Annotated in this window: 21 protein-coding genes; 17 read left to right on the top strand and 4 right to left on the bottom strand. The window is 35.7% G+C overall.

All coding sequences use genetic code 11. The annotated features are described in order from the left end of the window. The first annotated feature begins 5 nt into the window (after positions 1-5). The 4 genes from secF (at position 6) to XJ32_RS05940 (ending at position 2,850) form a co-directional block, all read left to right on the top strand. A complete protein-coding gene (gene secF / locus XJ32_RS05955; RefSeq protein WP_005217151.1) occupies positions 6-980 on the top strand; it encodes a protein translocase subunit SecF in 975 nt (324 codons plus the stop codon). 34 nt (positions 981-1,014) lie between these two features. Then, positions 1,015-1,806, top strand: a complete 792-nt coding sequence (locus XJ32_RS05950) for a plasminogen-binding N-terminal domain-containing protein (protein ID WP_077388665.1) — start codon at positions 1,015-1,017, stop codon at positions 1,804-1,806. 142 nt (positions 1,807-1,948) lie between these two features. Then, the gene (locus XJ32_RS05945) at positions 1,949-2,533 is read left to right on the top strand and encodes a DMT family transporter (protein WP_254422514.1); all 585 of its coding nucleotides are present in this window, start codon (positions 1,949-1,951) and stop codon (positions 2,531-2,533) included. Continuing rightward, a complete protein-coding gene (locus XJ32_RS05940) occupies positions 2,533-2,850 on the top strand; it encodes a DMT family transporter (protein WP_077388664.1) in 318 nt (105 codons plus the stop codon). The genes XJ32_RS05945 and XJ32_RS05940 overlap by 1 nt, the downstream gene beginning before the upstream one ends. On the opposite strand, the gene XJ32_RS11860 is transcribed toward XJ32_RS05940, so the two are convergent. Continuing rightward, entirely contained in the window at positions 2,847-3,002 is a 156-nt protein-coding gene (locus XJ32_RS11860) for a hypothetical protein (RefSeq protein WP_155761464.1), read from the bottom strand. The two genes, XJ32_RS05940 and XJ32_RS11860, sit on opposite strands and share 4 nt — an antisense overlap. Before the next feature lie 58 nt (positions 3,003-3,060). Between XJ32_RS11860 and hemH the strand changes: the two genes are divergently transcribed. Continuing rightward, positions 3,061-4,056 (top strand): ferrochelatase, encoded by a 996-nt coding sequence (hemH, locus tag XJ32_RS05935; RefSeq protein WP_077390175.1) that lies wholly within the window; start codon positions 3,061-3,063, stop codon positions 4,054-4,056. Here the strand turns inward: hemH and XJ32_RS05930 are convergent. Then, the gene (locus XJ32_RS05930; RefSeq protein ID WP_005218878.1) at positions 3,992-5,203 is read right to left on the bottom strand and encodes a phosphoglycerate kinase; all 1,212 of its coding nucleotides are present in this window, start codon (positions 5,201-5,203) and stop codon (positions 3,992-3,994) included. The two genes, hemH and XJ32_RS05930, sit on opposite strands and share 65 nt — an antisense overlap. 161 nt (positions 5,204-5,364) lie before the next feature. Then, entirely contained in the window at positions 5,365-5,658 is a 294-nt protein-coding gene (locus XJ32_RS05925; protein ID WP_005218876.1) for an HU family DNA-binding protein, read from the bottom strand. Positions 5,659-5,845: 187 nt separating this feature from the next. Between XJ32_RS05925 and gap the strand changes: the two genes are divergently transcribed. The 12 genes from gap to rlmN all read left to right on the top strand — a co-directional run bounded on the left by gap (position 5,846) and on the right by rlmN (position 16,487). Next, positions 5,846-6,847, top strand: a complete 1,002-nt coding sequence (gene gap / locus XJ32_RS05920; protein ID WP_077388663.1) for a type I glyceraldehyde-3-phosphate dehydrogenase — start codon at positions 5,846-5,848, stop codon at positions 6,845-6,847. Next, a complete protein-coding gene (locus XJ32_RS05915) occupies positions 6,828-7,076 on the top strand; it encodes an outer membrane beta-barrel protein (RefSeq protein WP_077388662.1) in 249 nt (82 codons plus the stop codon). Before gap ends, XJ32_RS05915 begins: the two co-directional genes overlap by 20 nt. Positions 7,077-7,237: 161 nt before the next feature. Next, positions 7,238-7,699: a hypothetical protein gene (locus XJ32_RS05910; RefSeq protein ID WP_077388661.1), complete on the top strand. Its 462-nt coding sequence runs from the start codon at positions 7,238-7,240 to the stop codon at positions 7,697-7,699. After that, entirely contained in the window at positions 7,680-8,363 is a 684-nt protein-coding gene (locus XJ32_RS05905) for an RsmE family RNA methyltransferase (RefSeq protein WP_077388660.1), read from the top strand. The genes XJ32_RS05910 and XJ32_RS05905 overlap by 20 nt, the downstream gene beginning before the upstream one ends. A 125-nt stretch (positions 8,364-8,488) precedes the next feature. Then, positions 8,489-9,352 carry an AAA family ATPase gene (locus tag XJ32_RS05900; RefSeq protein ID WP_254422513.1) on the top strand — a complete coding sequence of 288 codons (864 nt, stop codon included), beginning with the start codon at positions 8,489-8,491 and terminating at the stop codon, positions 9,350-9,352. Beyond that, positions 9,337-9,870, top strand: a complete 534-nt coding sequence (locus XJ32_RS05895) for a hypothetical protein (RefSeq protein WP_077388659.1) — start codon at positions 9,337-9,339, stop codon at positions 9,868-9,870. The genes XJ32_RS05900 and XJ32_RS05895 overlap by 16 nt, the downstream gene beginning before the upstream one ends. Next, on the top strand, positions 9,848-10,270 hold the full coding sequence (locus XJ32_RS05890) for a BspA family leucine-rich repeat surface protein (protein ID WP_077388658.1): 423 nt from the start codon (positions 9,848-9,850) through the stop codon (positions 10,268-10,270). The genes XJ32_RS05895 and XJ32_RS05890 overlap by 23 nt, the downstream gene beginning before the upstream one ends. A 35-nt stretch (positions 10,271-10,305) precedes the next feature. Further along, entirely contained in the window at positions 10,306-11,838 is a 1,533-nt protein-coding gene (locus XJ32_RS12430) for a VWA domain-containing protein (protein WP_077388657.1), read from the top strand. 314 nt (positions 11,839-12,152) lie between these two features. Then, positions 12,153-12,815 carry a response regulator transcription factor gene (locus tag XJ32_RS05880; RefSeq protein WP_005217340.1) on the top strand — a complete coding sequence of 221 codons (663 nt, stop codon included), beginning with the start codon at positions 12,153-12,155 and terminating at the stop codon, positions 12,813-12,815. A gap of 51 nt (positions 12,816-12,866) precedes the next feature. Further along, positions 12,867-13,139, top strand: a complete 273-nt coding sequence (locus XJ32_RS05875) for an acylphosphatase (RefSeq protein ID WP_005217405.1) — start codon at positions 12,867-12,869, stop codon at positions 13,137-13,139. Then, the gene (locus tag XJ32_RS05870; protein ID WP_077388656.1) at positions 13,139-14,623 is read left to right on the top strand and encodes a Mur ligase family protein; all 1,485 of its coding nucleotides are present in this window, start codon (positions 13,139-13,141) and stop codon (positions 14,621-14,623) included. Before XJ32_RS05875 ends, XJ32_RS05870 begins: the two co-directional genes overlap by 1 nt. Before the next feature lie 760 nt (positions 14,624-15,383). Beyond that, positions 15,384-16,487 carry a dual-specificity RNA methyltransferase RlmN gene (rlmN, locus tag XJ32_RS05865; protein WP_077390172.1) on the top strand — a complete coding sequence of 368 codons (1,104 nt, stop codon included), beginning with the start codon at positions 15,384-15,386 and terminating at the stop codon, positions 16,485-16,487. Positions 16,488-16,636: 149 nt separating this feature from the next. Here the strand turns inward: rlmN and XJ32_RS05860 are convergent, their stop codons facing one another. After that, positions 16,637-17,443: a 3'-5' exonuclease gene (locus XJ32_RS05860; protein WP_077388655.1), complete on the bottom strand. Its 807-nt coding sequence runs from the start codon at positions 17,441-17,443 to the stop codon at positions 16,637-16,639. Positions 17,444-17,559 lie beyond the last annotated feature (116 nt).

Below are 17,559 nucleotides of genomic sequence, written 5' to 3'. Positions count from 1 at the left end.
GAAATATGGAGATTTTTAAACAGCAGAAAATTTTTGATTTTGTGCGTTGGAGTAAGTATGGACTAATTGCTTCTATTTTGCTAACACTTGCTTCATTTTATCTATTTTTTGGGGTGGGTTTTAATCTTGGCATTGACTTTGCAGGTGGTAGCACAGCACAGATTCAATACACACAGCAAAATGCCCCTATGGCAGAAATACGCAAACTTTTAGCGACAGATGAGCGATTTAAGAATGCTCAAGTAAGCCGCTTTGGTGCGGATAATGAGATTATTATTAAGATTCCATTTAATGAGAACTTAAAAGCAAATGAGATTGATACCACTTTACATACATTATTAGAATCAAGCGGTGAGTTTAGCATAAGAAAGCTTGATACAGTCGGTCCAAAGGTCGGCGATGAATTGCGTAAAAGTGCGATATTATCACTTGTTTTAGCGACTATTGCGATGATGGCGTATGTGAGCTTTCGCTATGAGTGGCGGTTTGCTCTTGCTTCTATCATCGCCTTAGTGCATGACATTGTCATTACCGCAGCAAGTGTGATTATCTTTAAGATTGATTTAAATCTTGAAGTTATAGCAGCTTTACTTACCCTGCTTGGCTACTCAATCAATGATACCATCATCATCTTTGATAGAATCAGAGAAAAAATGCTTGAAGGCAAAAAGATGAATGCAAATGAAGTGATTAATGAAGCCGTATCAAGCACACTAACAAGGACAACGCTTACTTCGCTCACTATGTTTTTTGTCGTCTTGACACTTTATCTTTTTGGTGGGCAAATTATCGTAGGGTTTTCTTTGCCACTTCTTGTTGGTGTTGTCTTTGGGACATATAGCTCAATGTTTGTAGCACCAAAACTTGCGATTTTACTTAATTTCTCTGTCGAAGCCTATTATGCAAAGGAAGTGCAAAAAGCTAAAAAACAAGAGGAAAAGAAGCGTATGCGACAGCTTTATGAGGGTGGTAGAGTGTAATACATGAATGATTTAAGATTCTAAAGGTTTATAAATGAAAAGATATATTACAGCGTTGCTTATGTTAATAATGAATAGCATATTATTTGGGAATCTTGCATATAGTAGTGAAAGTATAGAAGATGAAACAAATACAAAAGATTCTATAAAGCTTATCACACAACCTGAAATAAGCGAGATTCTAGAGATAAATAAGCAAGGCGATGATACACTTATAACCTTTACAAATATCAATCTTAAAGTAGGTGAGAGTGGCATTATCCTGCGTGATTTATCATCTTACAAAGCGATTGTAGCAAGTGTAGTTGTGATAAAACTAGAAGGCACAAAGGCTATTGCAAAAGTCTCCCCCTTTACACAATTAACCCAGCCCTATCTACCAACACCAAACATGACGCCTGAAACTGGCGATATGGTGATATTTAGGAGTTTTAACAACAAAGCATTTCTTATAGCCCCAAATGAGATAACCTATAAAAACATTACTGAAAAATATGATTTTATAGAGTTTGTAAGCTCTGATTTATTAATGGGCTTTCTAAACTCACAAGGCAAACACGACCCAACGCCAAAGCTACTCCCAAAGGCATGTAATGAATATGGTGTTGGACTTTTATTTATCGTGGGAAGCAAGGATATTGGAATCTTTAGTTGCCAAAATGTTGCTAGGATTGCAAAATACAAAAATACACTCACAGACACAACGACAAAATCCCCATTCTACACACGCACAATTTTTGAGGGCGGCGGCTCACTGACTTACTCACTCTCATCAAAGAAAAGCAAAGATTATTTTCTATACTACGATGAGTTTTTAAAAGATTAAGTATTCTTTAGCGAATAGAAGGAAAACTTATGATTATTCTAATCGGTGGAGAGAGCCATACATGCAAAACACTTCAAGTACAAAGGCTACTTGAAATCTATCATCACTCTTATATGAGTCAGATCATTTAAAAATGGGCTTTATGAAAGGGCTAGAAAATCTGCCTTTTAGTGTAGAGGAAAATTCTAATAATCTAAAATATAAAAAAGGTGCAAAAATGATTCAAAAAATCATCATAAGCAAAAATCTAGCGTGGCTTTTAATCCTAATTGGCGGGATTTGTGAAGTGGCGTGGGTAAGTGGGCTAAAGTATGCCGACACACTGCCCCTAAAAGCTTTGACCGGTGTTGGCATTGCCTTTTCTTTCACTTGTGCGGTTCTAGCGATGAAAAGGCTAGAGGTTAGCATTGTGTATAGTGTGTTTGTTGGCATTGGCACGGGTGGTGTGGTGGTGGCTGAGATTGTGCTATTTGGCGAGGAGGCAGCACTCATAAAAATCGCTCTTATTTCAACGCTTATGCTTGGAGTGTTGGGGCTAAAATGTAGTGTCAAAGAGAGTAAAACCGCACAAGACATACACGATCATTTGCCTGAGGAGCTAGAATCTTTGTTTATAGAATCTAGCGATACGCAGGATTTTCAACACAATATTAAGCAAGATTCTAAAAATGGTTCAAAAAAAGCTGAATCTAGGGCTTCTAATACAGATTCTACAAAGGATAAATAATGCTACATTGGACTTTACTTTTTATTGCTGGGATGTTTGAAATCGCTGGTGTATGGACGATGAAAAAGCTCATTGATACCAAAAATAAAATCTATATCTTATGTCTTGCGCTGATTTTTGCAGGGAGTTTTACCTGCCTATCTATTGCTATGCAAGAGATTTCTATGGGCGTGGCGTATGCGATATGGACGGGCATTGGTGCGGCTGGTGGTGTGCTTGTGGGGATTGTGTTTTTTAAAGAGGATAAGTCATTTTTGAAGCTTTTTTGCGTATGTGTGATTATCGCTTCTAGCGTGGGATTAAAGGCGTTAGGTTAGATTTTGTTATCTTTAAAATCTAAATACTGAGATTCTTGATTTAATCTAGGCATTATGTAGAATAAGATTCTAGAATCTAACTTTATATGCGTATTACTACCATGTAGAGACAGCATACAAACAAACTCAAAGAGTTTTGTTATAATACCCATGCAAAATGCCACATTGACAAGTATAGAATCTTTACACCCAAAACTTACAAGGAAATATATGCAAAACCAAAACAAAGCCGTAGTGTTACTCAATATGGGCGGACCAAATAGTTTAGATGAAGTCGCCACTTTTCTCAAAAATATGTTTGCTGACCCATGTATCCTTAGCGTTAAAAATGAGTTTTTTCGCTCTATGCTAGGCAATGTTATAGTAAATTCACGCATTGAAAAAAGCAAGAAAATGTATGAAAAGATAGGTGGTTGTAGCCCATTAACAGAAATCACTTTTAAACTTACACAGAAATTGCAAAAGAGGAATCCAAGCACATTCTACACTTATGCTATGCGTTATGTGCCACCCTATTCATTAGCTGTTATACAAGAAATCATGCAAAAAAACATTCATGACATTACGCTTTTTAGCATGTATCCGCAATATAGCTCAACTACAACTTATTCATCTTTTAGCGATGTTTCACTTGCCCTTAAGACACTAAACTTTACTCCACGCATAAGAACAATCGATCGCTATGCAACGCACCCCTTGTTTATAAAGGCAGTTACACAAGGCATTAAGGACACTTTAAATGGAAGAAATGCAAAGGATTTTGTGCTGATTCTATCCGCACACTCTGTGCCTATAAGTCGCATTAAAAAAGGCGATCCCTATCAGCAGGAATGCGAAGAATGTCAAACACTTTTACAAAATGAATTAGAGAAAAATGATATTGTATTTAAAGATATACAGCTATGCTATCAGTCAAAAGTGGGACCTGTGAAGTGGATTGGTCCTTATACAGATTCTGTGATTAAATCCCTTGCTCCAAACAATATGATTATATATCCGCTAAGTTTTACCATTGATAACTCTGAAACAAAATATGAGCTTGCTATACAATATGCTGAACTTGCAAAATCGCTTGGCATAAAAGAATACCTTGTATGCGAATGCTTCAATGATAGTGACTTATTTGTAGAATTTATAGAATCTATGACTTCTTATCAAGAACCTCAAATGCAGGCAGAATATTCCCCTCCAATAACTCAAGGCTAGCACCTCCACCCGTGGATATAAAACTCATATTATCTCTTTGCCCCGCTTTATCTATCGCGTCTGCGGTATCGCCACCGCCGATAAAGCTAAACGCATAAGTATTAGCAATTGCATGAGCGAGATTAAAAGTCCCACGAGAAAACTGGTGAATCTCATAAACACCAAGCGGACCATTCCAAATAATAGTTTGAGAATCTGTAACCACTTCACTAAAAAGTTTAACGCTTGCAGGACCAATATCAACTGCGATGAGATTCTGCGGTATGTCTTGTGATGGTGTGATTTTAATCTCACTTGGACTATCAATGCTATTTGTGCTTACCAGATCCACAGGCAAATATACCTTTACCTTTTTCTCTTTTGCACTTTCTAGAATCGTTATCGCATCTTTTATTAAATCATCTTCTACAAGGCTATTCTGCATATCATAGCCTAACGCTTTTAAGAAAGTATTACTCATAGCTCCACCGATAATGATTTTATCAACGACATCAAGCACTCTTTGCAAAAGACTAAGCTTTGAGCTTACCTTGCTTCCACCAACAATCAATAAAAGCGGTCGCAATGGATTCTTAATCACCTTTGCAAAGGAATCAATCTCTTTTTTCAACAATATACCTGCAACTTTATGATTCACAAACTTCGCGATACCATAAGTGCTAGCATGCGCCCTATGGCTCGTCCCAAACGCGTCATTCACATAAACATCACAAAGACTTGCGAGATTTTTACTTAGTGTTTCATCATTTTTTGTTTCACCTTCATAGAATCTAATATTTTCAAGCAAGATGATTTGACATCTATTTTCATTTTGTGCGGCTTTTGCAGATTCTATTGTATCGGCAAGAAATACATCTTTATTGAGTAGCCTCTCTAGCCTTTTTACAACATGTTTGAGTGAAAAATCACTGCTACGCCCTTTTGGTCTGCCAAGATGACTCACCAAAACAATACTTTGTGCTTCATTGTCAATACAATAGTTAATTGTTGGCAAGGCTTCACGCATACGCGTATCATCGCTGATATTGAAATCTTTATCCATAGGGACATTGAAATCAACGCGGATCAACACTCTTTGGTCTTTGATAGTAATATCTCGTATGCTTTTTGCTTCTTGCATTAAAGTGATACTTGTGGTTTTTGGCATAATTACTCCTTGAAAATGTTGCATAACTTTATAAAACAACATTGTAGCACAAGCAATTTAACCATACCAATCACGGCTAAATCAAAAAGTAAGAATTGCCGACTTTTGTTTGAATGAGAGATAACAATTTTAGAAATTATAAAGCATAATTTTTCGTAAGTCTATTTTTTTACCTTGATACTTGCAACCTCATCTTTTAAGGCTTTACCGGGCTTAAATTTTGGCACCATTTTATCCGCTGTTTTGTAAGTTTTATCAGTTCCGGGGACTTTACCTTCTTTACCTTTTTGCACCGCATTTTCAAATTTACCAAATCCTACAAGCTCAACTGTGTCATTTGACTTCAATACATGTGTAATTGCATCTACAACAGAATCAAGTGCCTTTTCCGCATCCTCTTTCTTTGCATAACCACCGATTTCTTTGATAGTCTTTACAAAATCGCTCTTTTTCATAACGAAAACTCCTATATAAAATATATTTATCTTTAAACAGCACACAAGCTAAAAAGATAAACTAGCATTGTATTTGATTTTTGTATGAAAATCAAGTTATTTTAGAGTTAAATTATAAAAAATTGCAAGTTTTTGCTACAATGCAGCCTTTAAACACCTATATTTTAAGCAAAAAAGGATATAAATCATGGCAATCAAACTTGCGATTAACGGCACGGGACGCATTGGGCTATGTGCGGCTAGGATTATTGGAGAACGCGATGATGTAGAGCTTGTAAGTATGAATACCACGGCAAGTATAGATACTTTAGTGCATTTGCTGCGATATGATTCTGTGCATAGATTCTATGATGTTGAGAAGTTAGATGAAAGCACACTTCGCATTGGTAAAAGCAAAAATGTAAAGATTTTAAGCGATAGAGATCCGCTCAATCTTGACTTTGGTGAAGCGGTAGCGGTGCTTGAATGCACGGGTAAGTTTAATGCCCTTGATAAAGCAAAAGCACATATTAAAGGCAATGTCAAACGCGTGATAATCTCCGCTCCTGCGGATAATACGCCAACTTTTGTCTATGGCGTCAATCATACGCAATACAATAATGAAAGTGTGATTTCAAATGCGTCCTGCACTACAAACTGCCTTGCCCCCATTGTGAAAGTGCTAGACTCTACTTTTGGCATTGAAAACGCCCTTATGAGCACTATTCATAGCTACACGAATGATCAAAATCTCCTTGATGTGAAACACAAAGACTTACGCCGGGCGCGTGCAGCAGCCCTATCTATGATACCTACAAGCACAGGTGCGGCAAAGGCGATTGGGCTTGTATTGCCCCATTTAGCAGGTAAGCTTAATGGTATCGCTGTGCGTGTGCCAACGCCTGATGTGAGCTTGGTGGATTTAAGCGTGAATCTAAAGAGTGAAGTAAGCAAAGATTCTATTAATGAAGCATTTTATAAGGCTCAAAGTGGCGAGAGTTTTGAAGGGGCATTTAAAGGGCTTATTATCGTTGATGATGAAATGCGTGTATCAAGTGATTTTATCGGCAGCAAGGCGAGTGCGGTAATCGTGCCAGATAAGACAATCGCCATTGGCAAAAGTGCAAAAATCCTTGCGTGGTATGATAATGAGATGGGCTATACACATAGGCTTGTGGATATGAGCGTGTATGTGTGTAAGGGTTTGTAGCAAGTTAGCGTATCATTCCAAAATATTACATACAGCAAATGATTATAATGGATTTAGTATCCCTATAAATTTGGGTATCACAGCGACTTTTGCAGGATCTCATAAAGTAGAAATCGGTGCAAAAATCCAAGCCCTATCAGCTGGATATAGTGCTAAGGCTAAAAATGATAAAACTGAATATCTTGTGAATACACATGTGATTAATGTAGGCTATTCTTACATTTTCTAATGTTTTATAGGGCACAACCTTTATTTGTTTTGCCCTATTTTGTTCAGTCTTACAACCTTACATTATTAAAATTCCATTCCCACTTTAAAAGTAGGAATCTTTTGTACTCCACAGATATATTTTTGTATGTATTTTAGATTCTTTAACAAAAAGGCGATATTATGCAAGATTCACTCTATACATTTATGGAAAGCGATGCCTATATGCAGGGGATATTCTTACACGAGATTTTTGCGTGTTTGTTTTTTATCCCTTATTTGTGGTATCTCTTCATTTTATATCGAGCAAAGACATTTTTAGATATGAATAGAAAGATTTATTTTGTCATGCCTATTACGATTTTTCTGCTTGGCGTGGGTATTATTACAGGTGGCTTTCTACTTGCTATGCGGGGCTTTATCCTTGATATACGCATTATCGTAATGATTTTTGCCCTACTTCTTTTTCTCATCGGTGAAATCTATCGTATGAAAACCTTGAAAAAAGCAAGGACAAGCAAAGAAGGTATGCAAAGATACAGGCAAACATGTAAGATAATGTATCTTATCTTTGTTGTTGTTTTTGTGTGTGTTGTAGGTTTTATTAAAGCATATAAGGGGCAGTATGCAGTTTTTTTATCATAAAGATTCTGGATTAGAATCTATTACTCTAGATTCTAAAGACTCTCATTATCTATTTCATGTCCGCCGCTTTAAGCAAGGCGAGACCCTACTTACCACAAATCTTAATGATATGCAGATTTATGGCTATAAGCATGAAAAGAAAAATACCTTTAAACTCATAGGCTTGCATTCTAAAGTAACGCAACCAAAAGCCTATACACATATTTTGCTTGCAATGATTGATTTAAAAGATATTTATGATATATTACCTGTTTTAAATGCGTTAAATGTCGCTTCTCTCCAGCTTTTTTACGCAGACTTTTCACAGAAAAATCGCAAAATTGATATGCAAAAAGCACAAAGGATACTGCAATACTCATGTATGCAATGCGGACGAATGAAACCACTAGAGGTTGCTATACATAAGGACTTAGAATCTGTTTGCAAAGCTTTTCCAAATGCTATTGCGATTGATTTTTTAGAATCTGTAGAAACTTTTGAGAATCTCACGCAACAAGAGCGACAAAGTATCGCTAAAAATGGCGTTATTATCGGTTGTGAAGGCGGATTTAGCCAAAAGGAACGCAACTTCTTACATACAACACAAAGAGTATATGCTCTGCAAACCCCATTCATTCTTACCGCCCATCTAGTCAGCATTTATATTGCAAGTCTTTGTGTGTGATTAAGTTTTTTATATTTTATAAAAAATGCTTGTTTATATGAATTAAATTTATCTTTCATTACATTATCTATAAACGCAACAAAGATTTGCTAAAATTTCGTTTTTTAATACCTAAAGGAAATAAAATGAGTTATAAAAATCGTATAGAATCCATATTAAAAGAACTAAATCAAGGCGTGTATGAAAAAGATCAAGCATTAAAACTTGTGTTACTTTCATTTTTGAGTGGTAAATCTGCCTTTTTATACGGACCTCCGGGCACTGCAAAAAGTCTTATTGCAAGGCGAGTAGCATTAGCCTTTAACATAAAAGGTTCTAACACTTTCTTTGCTTGCCTAATGAATCGCTTCAGCACACCAGAAGAAATCTTTGGTCCCATAGATATAGCAGAGTTAAAGAAAAATCGCCTTACACGCAGCACACAAGGCTATCTACCCACAGCACATTTTGCGTTTTTAGATGAGATATGGAAAAGCTCTCCAGCAATCCTAAACACACTTTTAACCATTATCAATGAAAAGATTTATCGCGATGGTAATACGGATATAAAAGTCCCATTAAAAGGGCTAGTATGTGCGAGTAATGAATTTCCTATGCAAAATCAAGGGCTAGAAGCCTTATATGATAGGCTAGTTATCCGCTTAAGTGTGCTGCCCGTGGAGCAAAGAAGCAGCTTTGAAGCCTTGCTAGATGAAGACATTGTAGAAATAGAAGTTACAAACCCTATCACACTAGATGAGCTGCAAGACATCACGCAAAAAGCGAAAAAGGTGAAATTCTCACAAGAAGCAAAAGAAGCCATGCACTTCCTTAAAGCAAGTATAGAATCTTATAATAAAACCTTGCAAATAAGAAATCAAGCACAGACAGATGATATAGAATCTAGTAAAGACTCTAAAGATCAAAACACAGATCCACACAAGAGCCAATCTCACATAATGGCATCTATGTCTCAGATAGACGCTGGAGGGCTATGGCAGAGCTTTTAAAGACAGCAGCAGTACTAAGTGATAGAGATGAGGTCCAGCCTATTGATATTATGCTTTTAGCACATTGCCTATGGAGTGATGAGGCACAAAAAGAAGTGGTGAATAAGCTTATTGCTAAAGCCTTACAAAGCAGTATGCAAAATGCTAAATTTGATATATCAAGCTTGAAAGAAGAGTATAGTAAGCATTATGATGCAACGATTGCAGAGTTTTATCAGCATGGCAAACCAAAACAAATGAATCCAACAACAAAAGATTTATACACCAAAGTATGTAATGATATTATGCAATATATTAATACTTGTAAAATCAAATTACAAGAAATTTTTGAAACCACACGAAATAAAATAGCAAATCCATTTTTAACTACTAATGACTATTGTAGTGCTTTGCATGATATTACACAGACACAAGTAGAGCTAAGACAGCTAAGCATAGCAGTAGAGCAATTAAAATATATTATACAGAATCAACCTACACCCATACCGCCAAAGTATGGCGAGACAAAAAAAGAGTAATGAAGCAAAGAAAAAGCAAGATAAAATAAAGCCAACAACAAAAGAAGAATTGGAAGAACTTGTGAAAGATGAAAGTATCTATTTAGGTGATATTGATACAAGTGAGATTATAGATATGAGCGAACTGTTTCAAAACTCAAAGCGAACGGACTTTAGCGGTATAGAATCTTGGGATGTAAGCAATGTAATTAATATGCGAAGTATGTTTGAGCATGCAATTTCTTTCAATCAACCACTAGATGACTGGGATGTAAGTAATGTGGAAAATATGCGAAGTATGTTTAACACGGCAAAATCTTTTAATCAGTCATTAAATAATTGGGATGTAAGTAATGTGAAGAATATGGATCATATGTTTTACAATACTTCTATGAGATCATACCCGCAATGGTATAGATAATTATTATATTCTTAAGGTGAAATAAAAGGCACATTATGCAGCACATACCACAAGATATACAGAATAATTTACGCTATGAAGAGTTATTGCAAGATAAAGAAGTGCAAGAGCATTTAGCAAAAGCCCATGAAGAGTATCAAGCCCAGCAAGATTCCCTGCAAGATTCCCATCCTTTTAAAAAAGAAGAGGTAGCACACCATAGGCGAAAGCTCACACCCACGCAAGATATTGAAACACTAAAAGATGATATAAAAGAGTTTGACACTTGCAATAAAAAGCATAAAGGCACGCTAGATTCACTACTCAATAAACAAGAACAAAAGGATATAACCCTTACTGATAAACGACAATATGCCCTAAACGCTTGGGAGCAAATGCTAAAATCTAAGAAAAACGAATATATAGACCAAGAAAAGCTAAAACAAACAAGAGATTATAAACAAAGGCTAACAGACTATTTAGAATCTTTACTTGAAACAAAAGAGTTTTTAAACAATTTGGGTGGTGCTGGAGAGCTATTTAGTGGAGTATTGGATGAGATGAAGCAAGGCTTAGATGTAAGCCATCTAGGCGATGAATCTTATCAAAATAAGCTAAAAGGACAGAGAATAGAGATGCCCGGAGGCAAAGGCACTGACAATGGTGCTGGTATAAGAAATCGCATAGATATAAATACAATCAAGCAATATTTTAACACCATACAAAATAGCAAAGCCTTAAAAGAAATAGCCGAGCTTTTAGGCAGACTAGAAAAAGAAGAGGAAGAAAGTGAAATACAAAAAATAAAAGAGTTAAAAAGCTATTCCTATACGCAAATAATCCCCACAAAACGATATAAAGAAGAGATATGCGGGGTAACTTTAGGCAGAGATTTAGAGAATCTTTTACCACAAGAATTAGCAATGCTAGAAGATGAAAGCTTAGAGTTACTATTTGATTTAAAATACATTCAAAACCGCCTTTTTTGCTTTGAAAAGCAAGGCTATCACTCTATCACACAAGAAGCACAAGAAGAAATAGAAAAAGAGATAGAAACAAAAAAGCAAAAGAAAAGAGAGAAAAACGAAGGTGCGATAATAGTCTGTGTAGATACAAGCGGCAGTATGATGGGTAATCCAGAATATATCGCAAAAGCCCTAACACTCTTTCTAGCAACAAAGGCAAATACACAAAAAAGGGCTTGCTATCTTATCAATTTTTCCATAGGCATAGAGACTATGGAGCTAAGTGGCAAGGGCGGCATGGCAAAGCTTATGCAGTTTTTAGAGATGAGCTTTGGTGGTGGCACTGATGTAGCCCCAGCCTTAAAAGAGGGGCTTAAAACAATGCAGCAAGATGACTTTAAAAAATCTGATTTAATCGTTATTTCTGATGGTGGATTTGGATATATCCCAGATGATTTAGAAAGGCAAATGCAAAATCAAAGACAAAAAGATAATAAATTCTATTTATTAGATATAAATGGCAATTCAGGCAAAAAAACATTTTTTGATAAACATTGGATATATAACGCACAAACACAAAATATAAATACTTTATATGAAAATCTCGCAACTATGTATAGTTAGTGATAAATTAATAACTCTAGATTCTAAACCTATCATTTTCAGCGTAAGCAAGTCGAATAAAAGCACCATTCATTCTTACCGCCCATCTTGTTAGCACTTATATTGCAAGTCTTTGTGTATGAAATATAACAAAATGTCAAGTTTTTGTTAAATTATGCTGCTTTTTTATAGACTTTTATGCTGGAAAACATTATAATACGAATTTATTTTAGCTTGTTGTTGTATTAGATTGTATAGCGTATGGTTTGTATTTGTTACAATGTGGGATAAGCAAAATACACATTTTATCAAGCTATATTCTATAAGGAACAGAAATGCCAAAAGTCCTTATTATAGATAATGATATAGATCTCCAAAAGTCCTTGCATAGCAGTCTCTGCCAAGCTGGTTTTGAGACATTATGCTTGAGTGATGTTTCTATGATTCTAGAAAAAATCGCACAAGATGATATTGATGCGGTGATTTTAGAGCTTTTAGACCACGAGATTGATGGCTTTGAGTTGTGCGGAAAGATTAGAAGCCATACGCAAATACCCATTATCATTTCATCAAAACTTACACATATAAGCGATAAAATCCGTGCGTTTGAGCTTGGCATAGATGACTACATGACAAAGCCTTATGAAGCAGTCGAGTTAATCGCAAGGATAAAGGCTTTGTTGCGAAGGATTGAGCCACGAAAAAGGGTTTTTGGTGCGTTAAATATTGATGCAAAAAGACGCACAATAAAGCTTTATAATGAAGACATTGAGCTTACAAATACAGAGTTTGATATTTTACTTTTTTTGGTGGATAATCGCTTACAACCTGTAAGCAGAGAGAGAATAGCACACACTATTAATGCGATTCATGATGACACGGGATTACGCAGCATTGATACGCATATTAGGAACTTACGCAATAAGCTTGGCGATTCTGCTAAAGAGCCAAAATTCATTCAATCCGTATGGGGCATAGGCTATAAATTCTGTCTTTAGATTCTAAATAACAAGAATCTAGATTCCCACATTTTCACATAAAGGATCAATATGAGACATTACAAAATCACAGCAAAGGGTAAGGTACAAGGTGTAGGGTTTAGAAACTTTACGAAAGCCTATGCAGATTCTAAAGGGTATAAAGGTAGTGTGCAAAACCTTGCTAACGGACATGTAGAAATATTTGTCAGCCTTGAAGATTTAGGTGATTTTCTAGCAGCATTGCAAAAGGGTAATGGCAGAATGAAAGCGAGTTCTTTTGAGATAGAACACCTTGACTCACTTGATTCAATGGAGTTTTCAAGCTTTGAGGTATTACCTTAATGAATCTTTTTTTATCGCTTTTTGATATTGTTACTTACATACTTTTTGTATTCGCATTATCTTATTATCTTGCGACTACGCTTCAATGGTATAATTACAGCTTTTTGCGTATCCTTACAAAGCACCATAAAAGTATATGGCATATCTATTATTTTGTTGTGCCGCTTGTTATGTATGCGGGGCTATCGATGTTTTATCATGGCATGCTTTTTTATGGATATTTTTATTTGATGTATTTGCCCCTGCTTTTTTTGTGGTATAAAAGCCTTGATAAAAAGCTTGTATGGACACAAAGGATCAAGCGATTATTTGCATTTATATTGCTTTTTATTATCCTTAGTGTGTGCTTGTGTGTGTTTGTTTTTCATACACATATATATGCTTTAGTGCCGCTTATTTTGGGCTTTTTATGTGCGAATGTGTGTGAGAGTTTGCTCTTTAGAATCTATGCGAAAAAAGCACATAATAAATTGCAACAATTACAGAATCTAAAGATTATTGCAATTACTGGAAGCTATGGCAAAACAAGTATAAAAAACTTTATCGCTCAAATCTTGCAACAGCAATTTAGCGTTTATGCAACGCCACGCAGTGTGAATACCTATAAGGGCTTAGTCGCAGATATTAATCAAAATATTAATGCTACACATGAGATTTATGTAGCAGAGGCAGGGGCTAGGCAAGTCGGGGATATTAAAGAGATTGCAGAGTTACTGCAGCATCATTATGCAGTAATAGGCAAGATAGGACACGCACATATTGAGTATTTTAAAAATATTGAGACAACGACAAAAACAAAGTTTGAACTGCTATATTCAACAAGGCTTACACATGTCTTTGTGCAAAAAGATAATAGCTATGCAAATGCCCTGCCACCGCAGTTTGAAGCAAATATGAAAAAGATTGTAGCCTATCCACCAAAGCTTAAAGATATAGAATCTACACTTGAAAAGACTTCATTTAGCTTAGAGCTAGATTCTATTTTTGTGTCATTTACATGCAAGATATTGGGGCGGTTTAATATCGATAATATCGCAGTGGCAATCATGATTGCAAAAACGCTAGGCATGGATATAAACGCATTGCAAAAAGCAGTGGCAAAACTCACACCTATCCCGCATAGATTGCAACGCATAGACACAGCACAAAAGGTTATCATTGATGATAGTTTTAATGGGAATCTTGAGGGTATGAGTGAGGCTATCCGCCTTGCTTCACTTCATAATGGTAGAAAAATCATCGTAACGCCGGGTTTAGTCGAGCATGATGAAGCAAGCAATATAGAATTAGCACAAAAAATAGATAAAGTGTTTGATATAGCAATTATCACAGGGGATTTAAACGCAAAAATCCTTGATACACACATAACAACACCGCAAAAAATCATACTCAAAGACAAAACAAAACTAGAAGAGGTTCTAGCCGAGGGTGGCAAACAAAATGATTTAGTGTTGTTTGCAAATGATGCACCGAGTTATATTTAAATAGGGTTATGTGTGATGAGATAGCATTTGGTTTATGTTTCGTCAAATTGTAAATCACGGCTTAACACCATGCGACTAACCCATAGGCTACTTGTTTTCGCTATTTGTATATGTGAGTGATAGAATCAATCACATGCCAAAGTTTAGATTCTGAAGTTATATTTCTTATCGCTAATAAAGAGCTATTCAAAAGCATCAACCATAAAGCCCTGAAACATTTAATCTTAAACAATTCTGATACCTGTTACACATGCGAACACATATTAACATCACTGCATGATACCTTGCCTACAAACGAATCATATTTATAAATATTTTAACACCCTGCTTGCATTATGAATGCGGTTTTAATCTTTTGTCTACTAGTAATTTTGTATTGCCTGGTTTGCAACACTTTGTAAAGATACAATGCGATATATAAACACTATACAAAATCAAATAAAAAGTCTATATTTTAAGTTGCAATAGAGTGTTATTTTACTTGCAATTTTATATAGTAATTAAAAGTTGTTAGGTTAAAGTTATCGTGATACAATTTTGCTTTATTTGAATAAGATCTTTTGCATAATGTTTGTTTGCAAAGGCAATTGATTCTAAATATAGCAAAGCCACAAATGGATTAAAAATGACAATACAAAAAAGAGATGAAAAAAATAGAAAAACACAGGATTCTAAAGCGAAAAAGGATATAACAAATACGCAAGATTCTAAAATAAAGATTCATGCAGTAAAAGCACAGAATCACAATGTAAAAAAAGATATGCCAAATCTACAACATGTTACCACAAAAGAAGCACAAGATTCCAATATTTATTCATATCATTTAGATGAGTTAGAGAGTCTTATAACCCCAAAGTTTAGGGCAAAGCAGATATACAACTGGCTTTATAAACATTATGTCAGCAACATAGAATCTATGAAAAATATCCCAAAAAACTTACAAGAGATTCTAAAGCAAACCTTTAATTTCCCAAATCTAAAGCCCATACGCATAGAAGAAAGCGGGGACGGCACAAAAAAATATCTCTTTCAAACAAGCGATGGAGCGACTTTTGAGAGTGTGTTTATCAAAATGCGAGAGAAAGAGTATGATGAAAATAATCGCGTGAAAAAAAGTGAAAAATATACTTTTTGCGTATCATCGCAGGTTGGTTGCCGTGTCGGCTGTGCGTTTTGTTCTACCGCAAAGGGTGGCTTTGTCCGCAATCTTAGTGCTGGTGAGATTGTCGAGCAAGTCGTAGCACTCAAACGCGATAACAACCTGTCTGCACACAAGAGCATAAATATCGTGTTTATGGGTATGGGAGAACCACTTGATAATCTCAATAATGTCGCAAAAGCCATAAAGATTCTGAGTCATGAAGAAGGGCTTTGTATCGCTACTCGCAGACAGACTATCTCTACAAGCGGCATTGCCCCGCAGATAGAAAAGCTTGGAGCTATGAATCTTGGCGTGCAAATCGCCCTTTCATTACACGCAGTAGATGACTCGTTGCGTAGTCGCCTTATACCGATGAATAAGGTTTATAACATTGAGCGGGTGTTACAAGCGTTAAAAAACTTTCCACTTGATACACGAAAACGCATTTTATTTGAATATTTAGTGATTAAGGACATAAATGATGATTTAGCAAGTGCGAAAAAGCTAGTGAAACTTCTGCATGGATTTAGGGCAAAGGTAAATCTCATTCCATTTAATCCACATGCAGAAAGTGAGTTTCAACGCCCATGTATTGAGAAAATGCAGGGCTTTGCTGACTATCTTTATAAGCGGGGTATTGTAGCAACGATACGAGAATCTAAGGGTATTGATATTAGTGCTGCATGCGGGCAGTTGAGAGCAAAGCATGTAAAGATTCAATAAAATGAAGCATAGACCAGACATTTTGGTTTTTGTCAATCTGGCTTTTGCATATTCTGTGATGCTATCATAAAACTAAATTTTAAAACCTACTTTCGTTGATCTTATATTTTAAGCCTAGAGATTATACGCAGAATTAGAATCTCCAATTTCTATAAGTTATAACGCCCTAATTCTTTCTCCAAAGATTCTATAAAAGCGTTTTTATACGGGGCATTTTCAGGTAAAGATTCTTTCATTAACGCAAGATTTGCTAGATAATCATTCATTTGTAACATGCCCTTTGTAAGCTCGAATTTTAAAAATAACCAGTAGGTATTTAACACATCGCTTTGGCAATAGAAATCAACTTTTGCTAAATCATTCTCTTGAAAAATTAGCTCATGCACTTGCGAACCACTCACTTCATATTTTCCCATAATACCTGCCATCTTGCAAAGGGCATCAAGGCTAAGCGTTCTTGTCGCACCATAATTACCCAATGTATCATAGAGGTCAAGATGGAATCTCTCGCTATATCTTTGACGATAATTCTCCCATTTGTTTTTCCCAAACTGCTGATTGTCTGTCTCGTAGTAGCCTGATAAATTGATATTGTATTTGAGTGAGCGAATGGCGATGAGTGGCATATCATAACCCCTACCATTAAAGCTTATGAGTCGTGGATTTTGCTTGTTTAAAAAGCTGCTAAACTCTTGCAATAAGTTTTCTTCTCTATTCTCCAAAGGCACATCTTTTGCAAAATGCCCCACTTTGATAAAGTTACCAAAATCATCTGCTAACACACTTGCAATAGATACAATCTTATGAAAACTAAGCGGTAAAAACTCACTCCCGCTACTCTCTTTTTGTGCTGCAAATGCCTGTTTGCATATCTCCATAGCATCGCCTTCATAATGATAAATCTCTTGCAATAGCTCGACATCTGGCACACTCTCAATATCAAAAACACAAATCATTATAGAATCCTTTTGTTATATTAAACTGATATTGTATTGCTTAGATATTAAGTTTTAAATTACATGTATGTGAAATGTGATGAAAATGGGCTTTAAGATAAAATTACACATAGCAA

It is taken from the genome of Helicobacter bilis (genome assembly GCF_001999985.1).
Lineage (GTDB): Bacteria > Campylobacterota > Campylobacteria > Campylobacterales > Helicobacteraceae > Helicobacter_A > Helicobacter_A rappini.
This window is presented reverse-complemented; position numbering and strand designations above follow the sequence as displayed.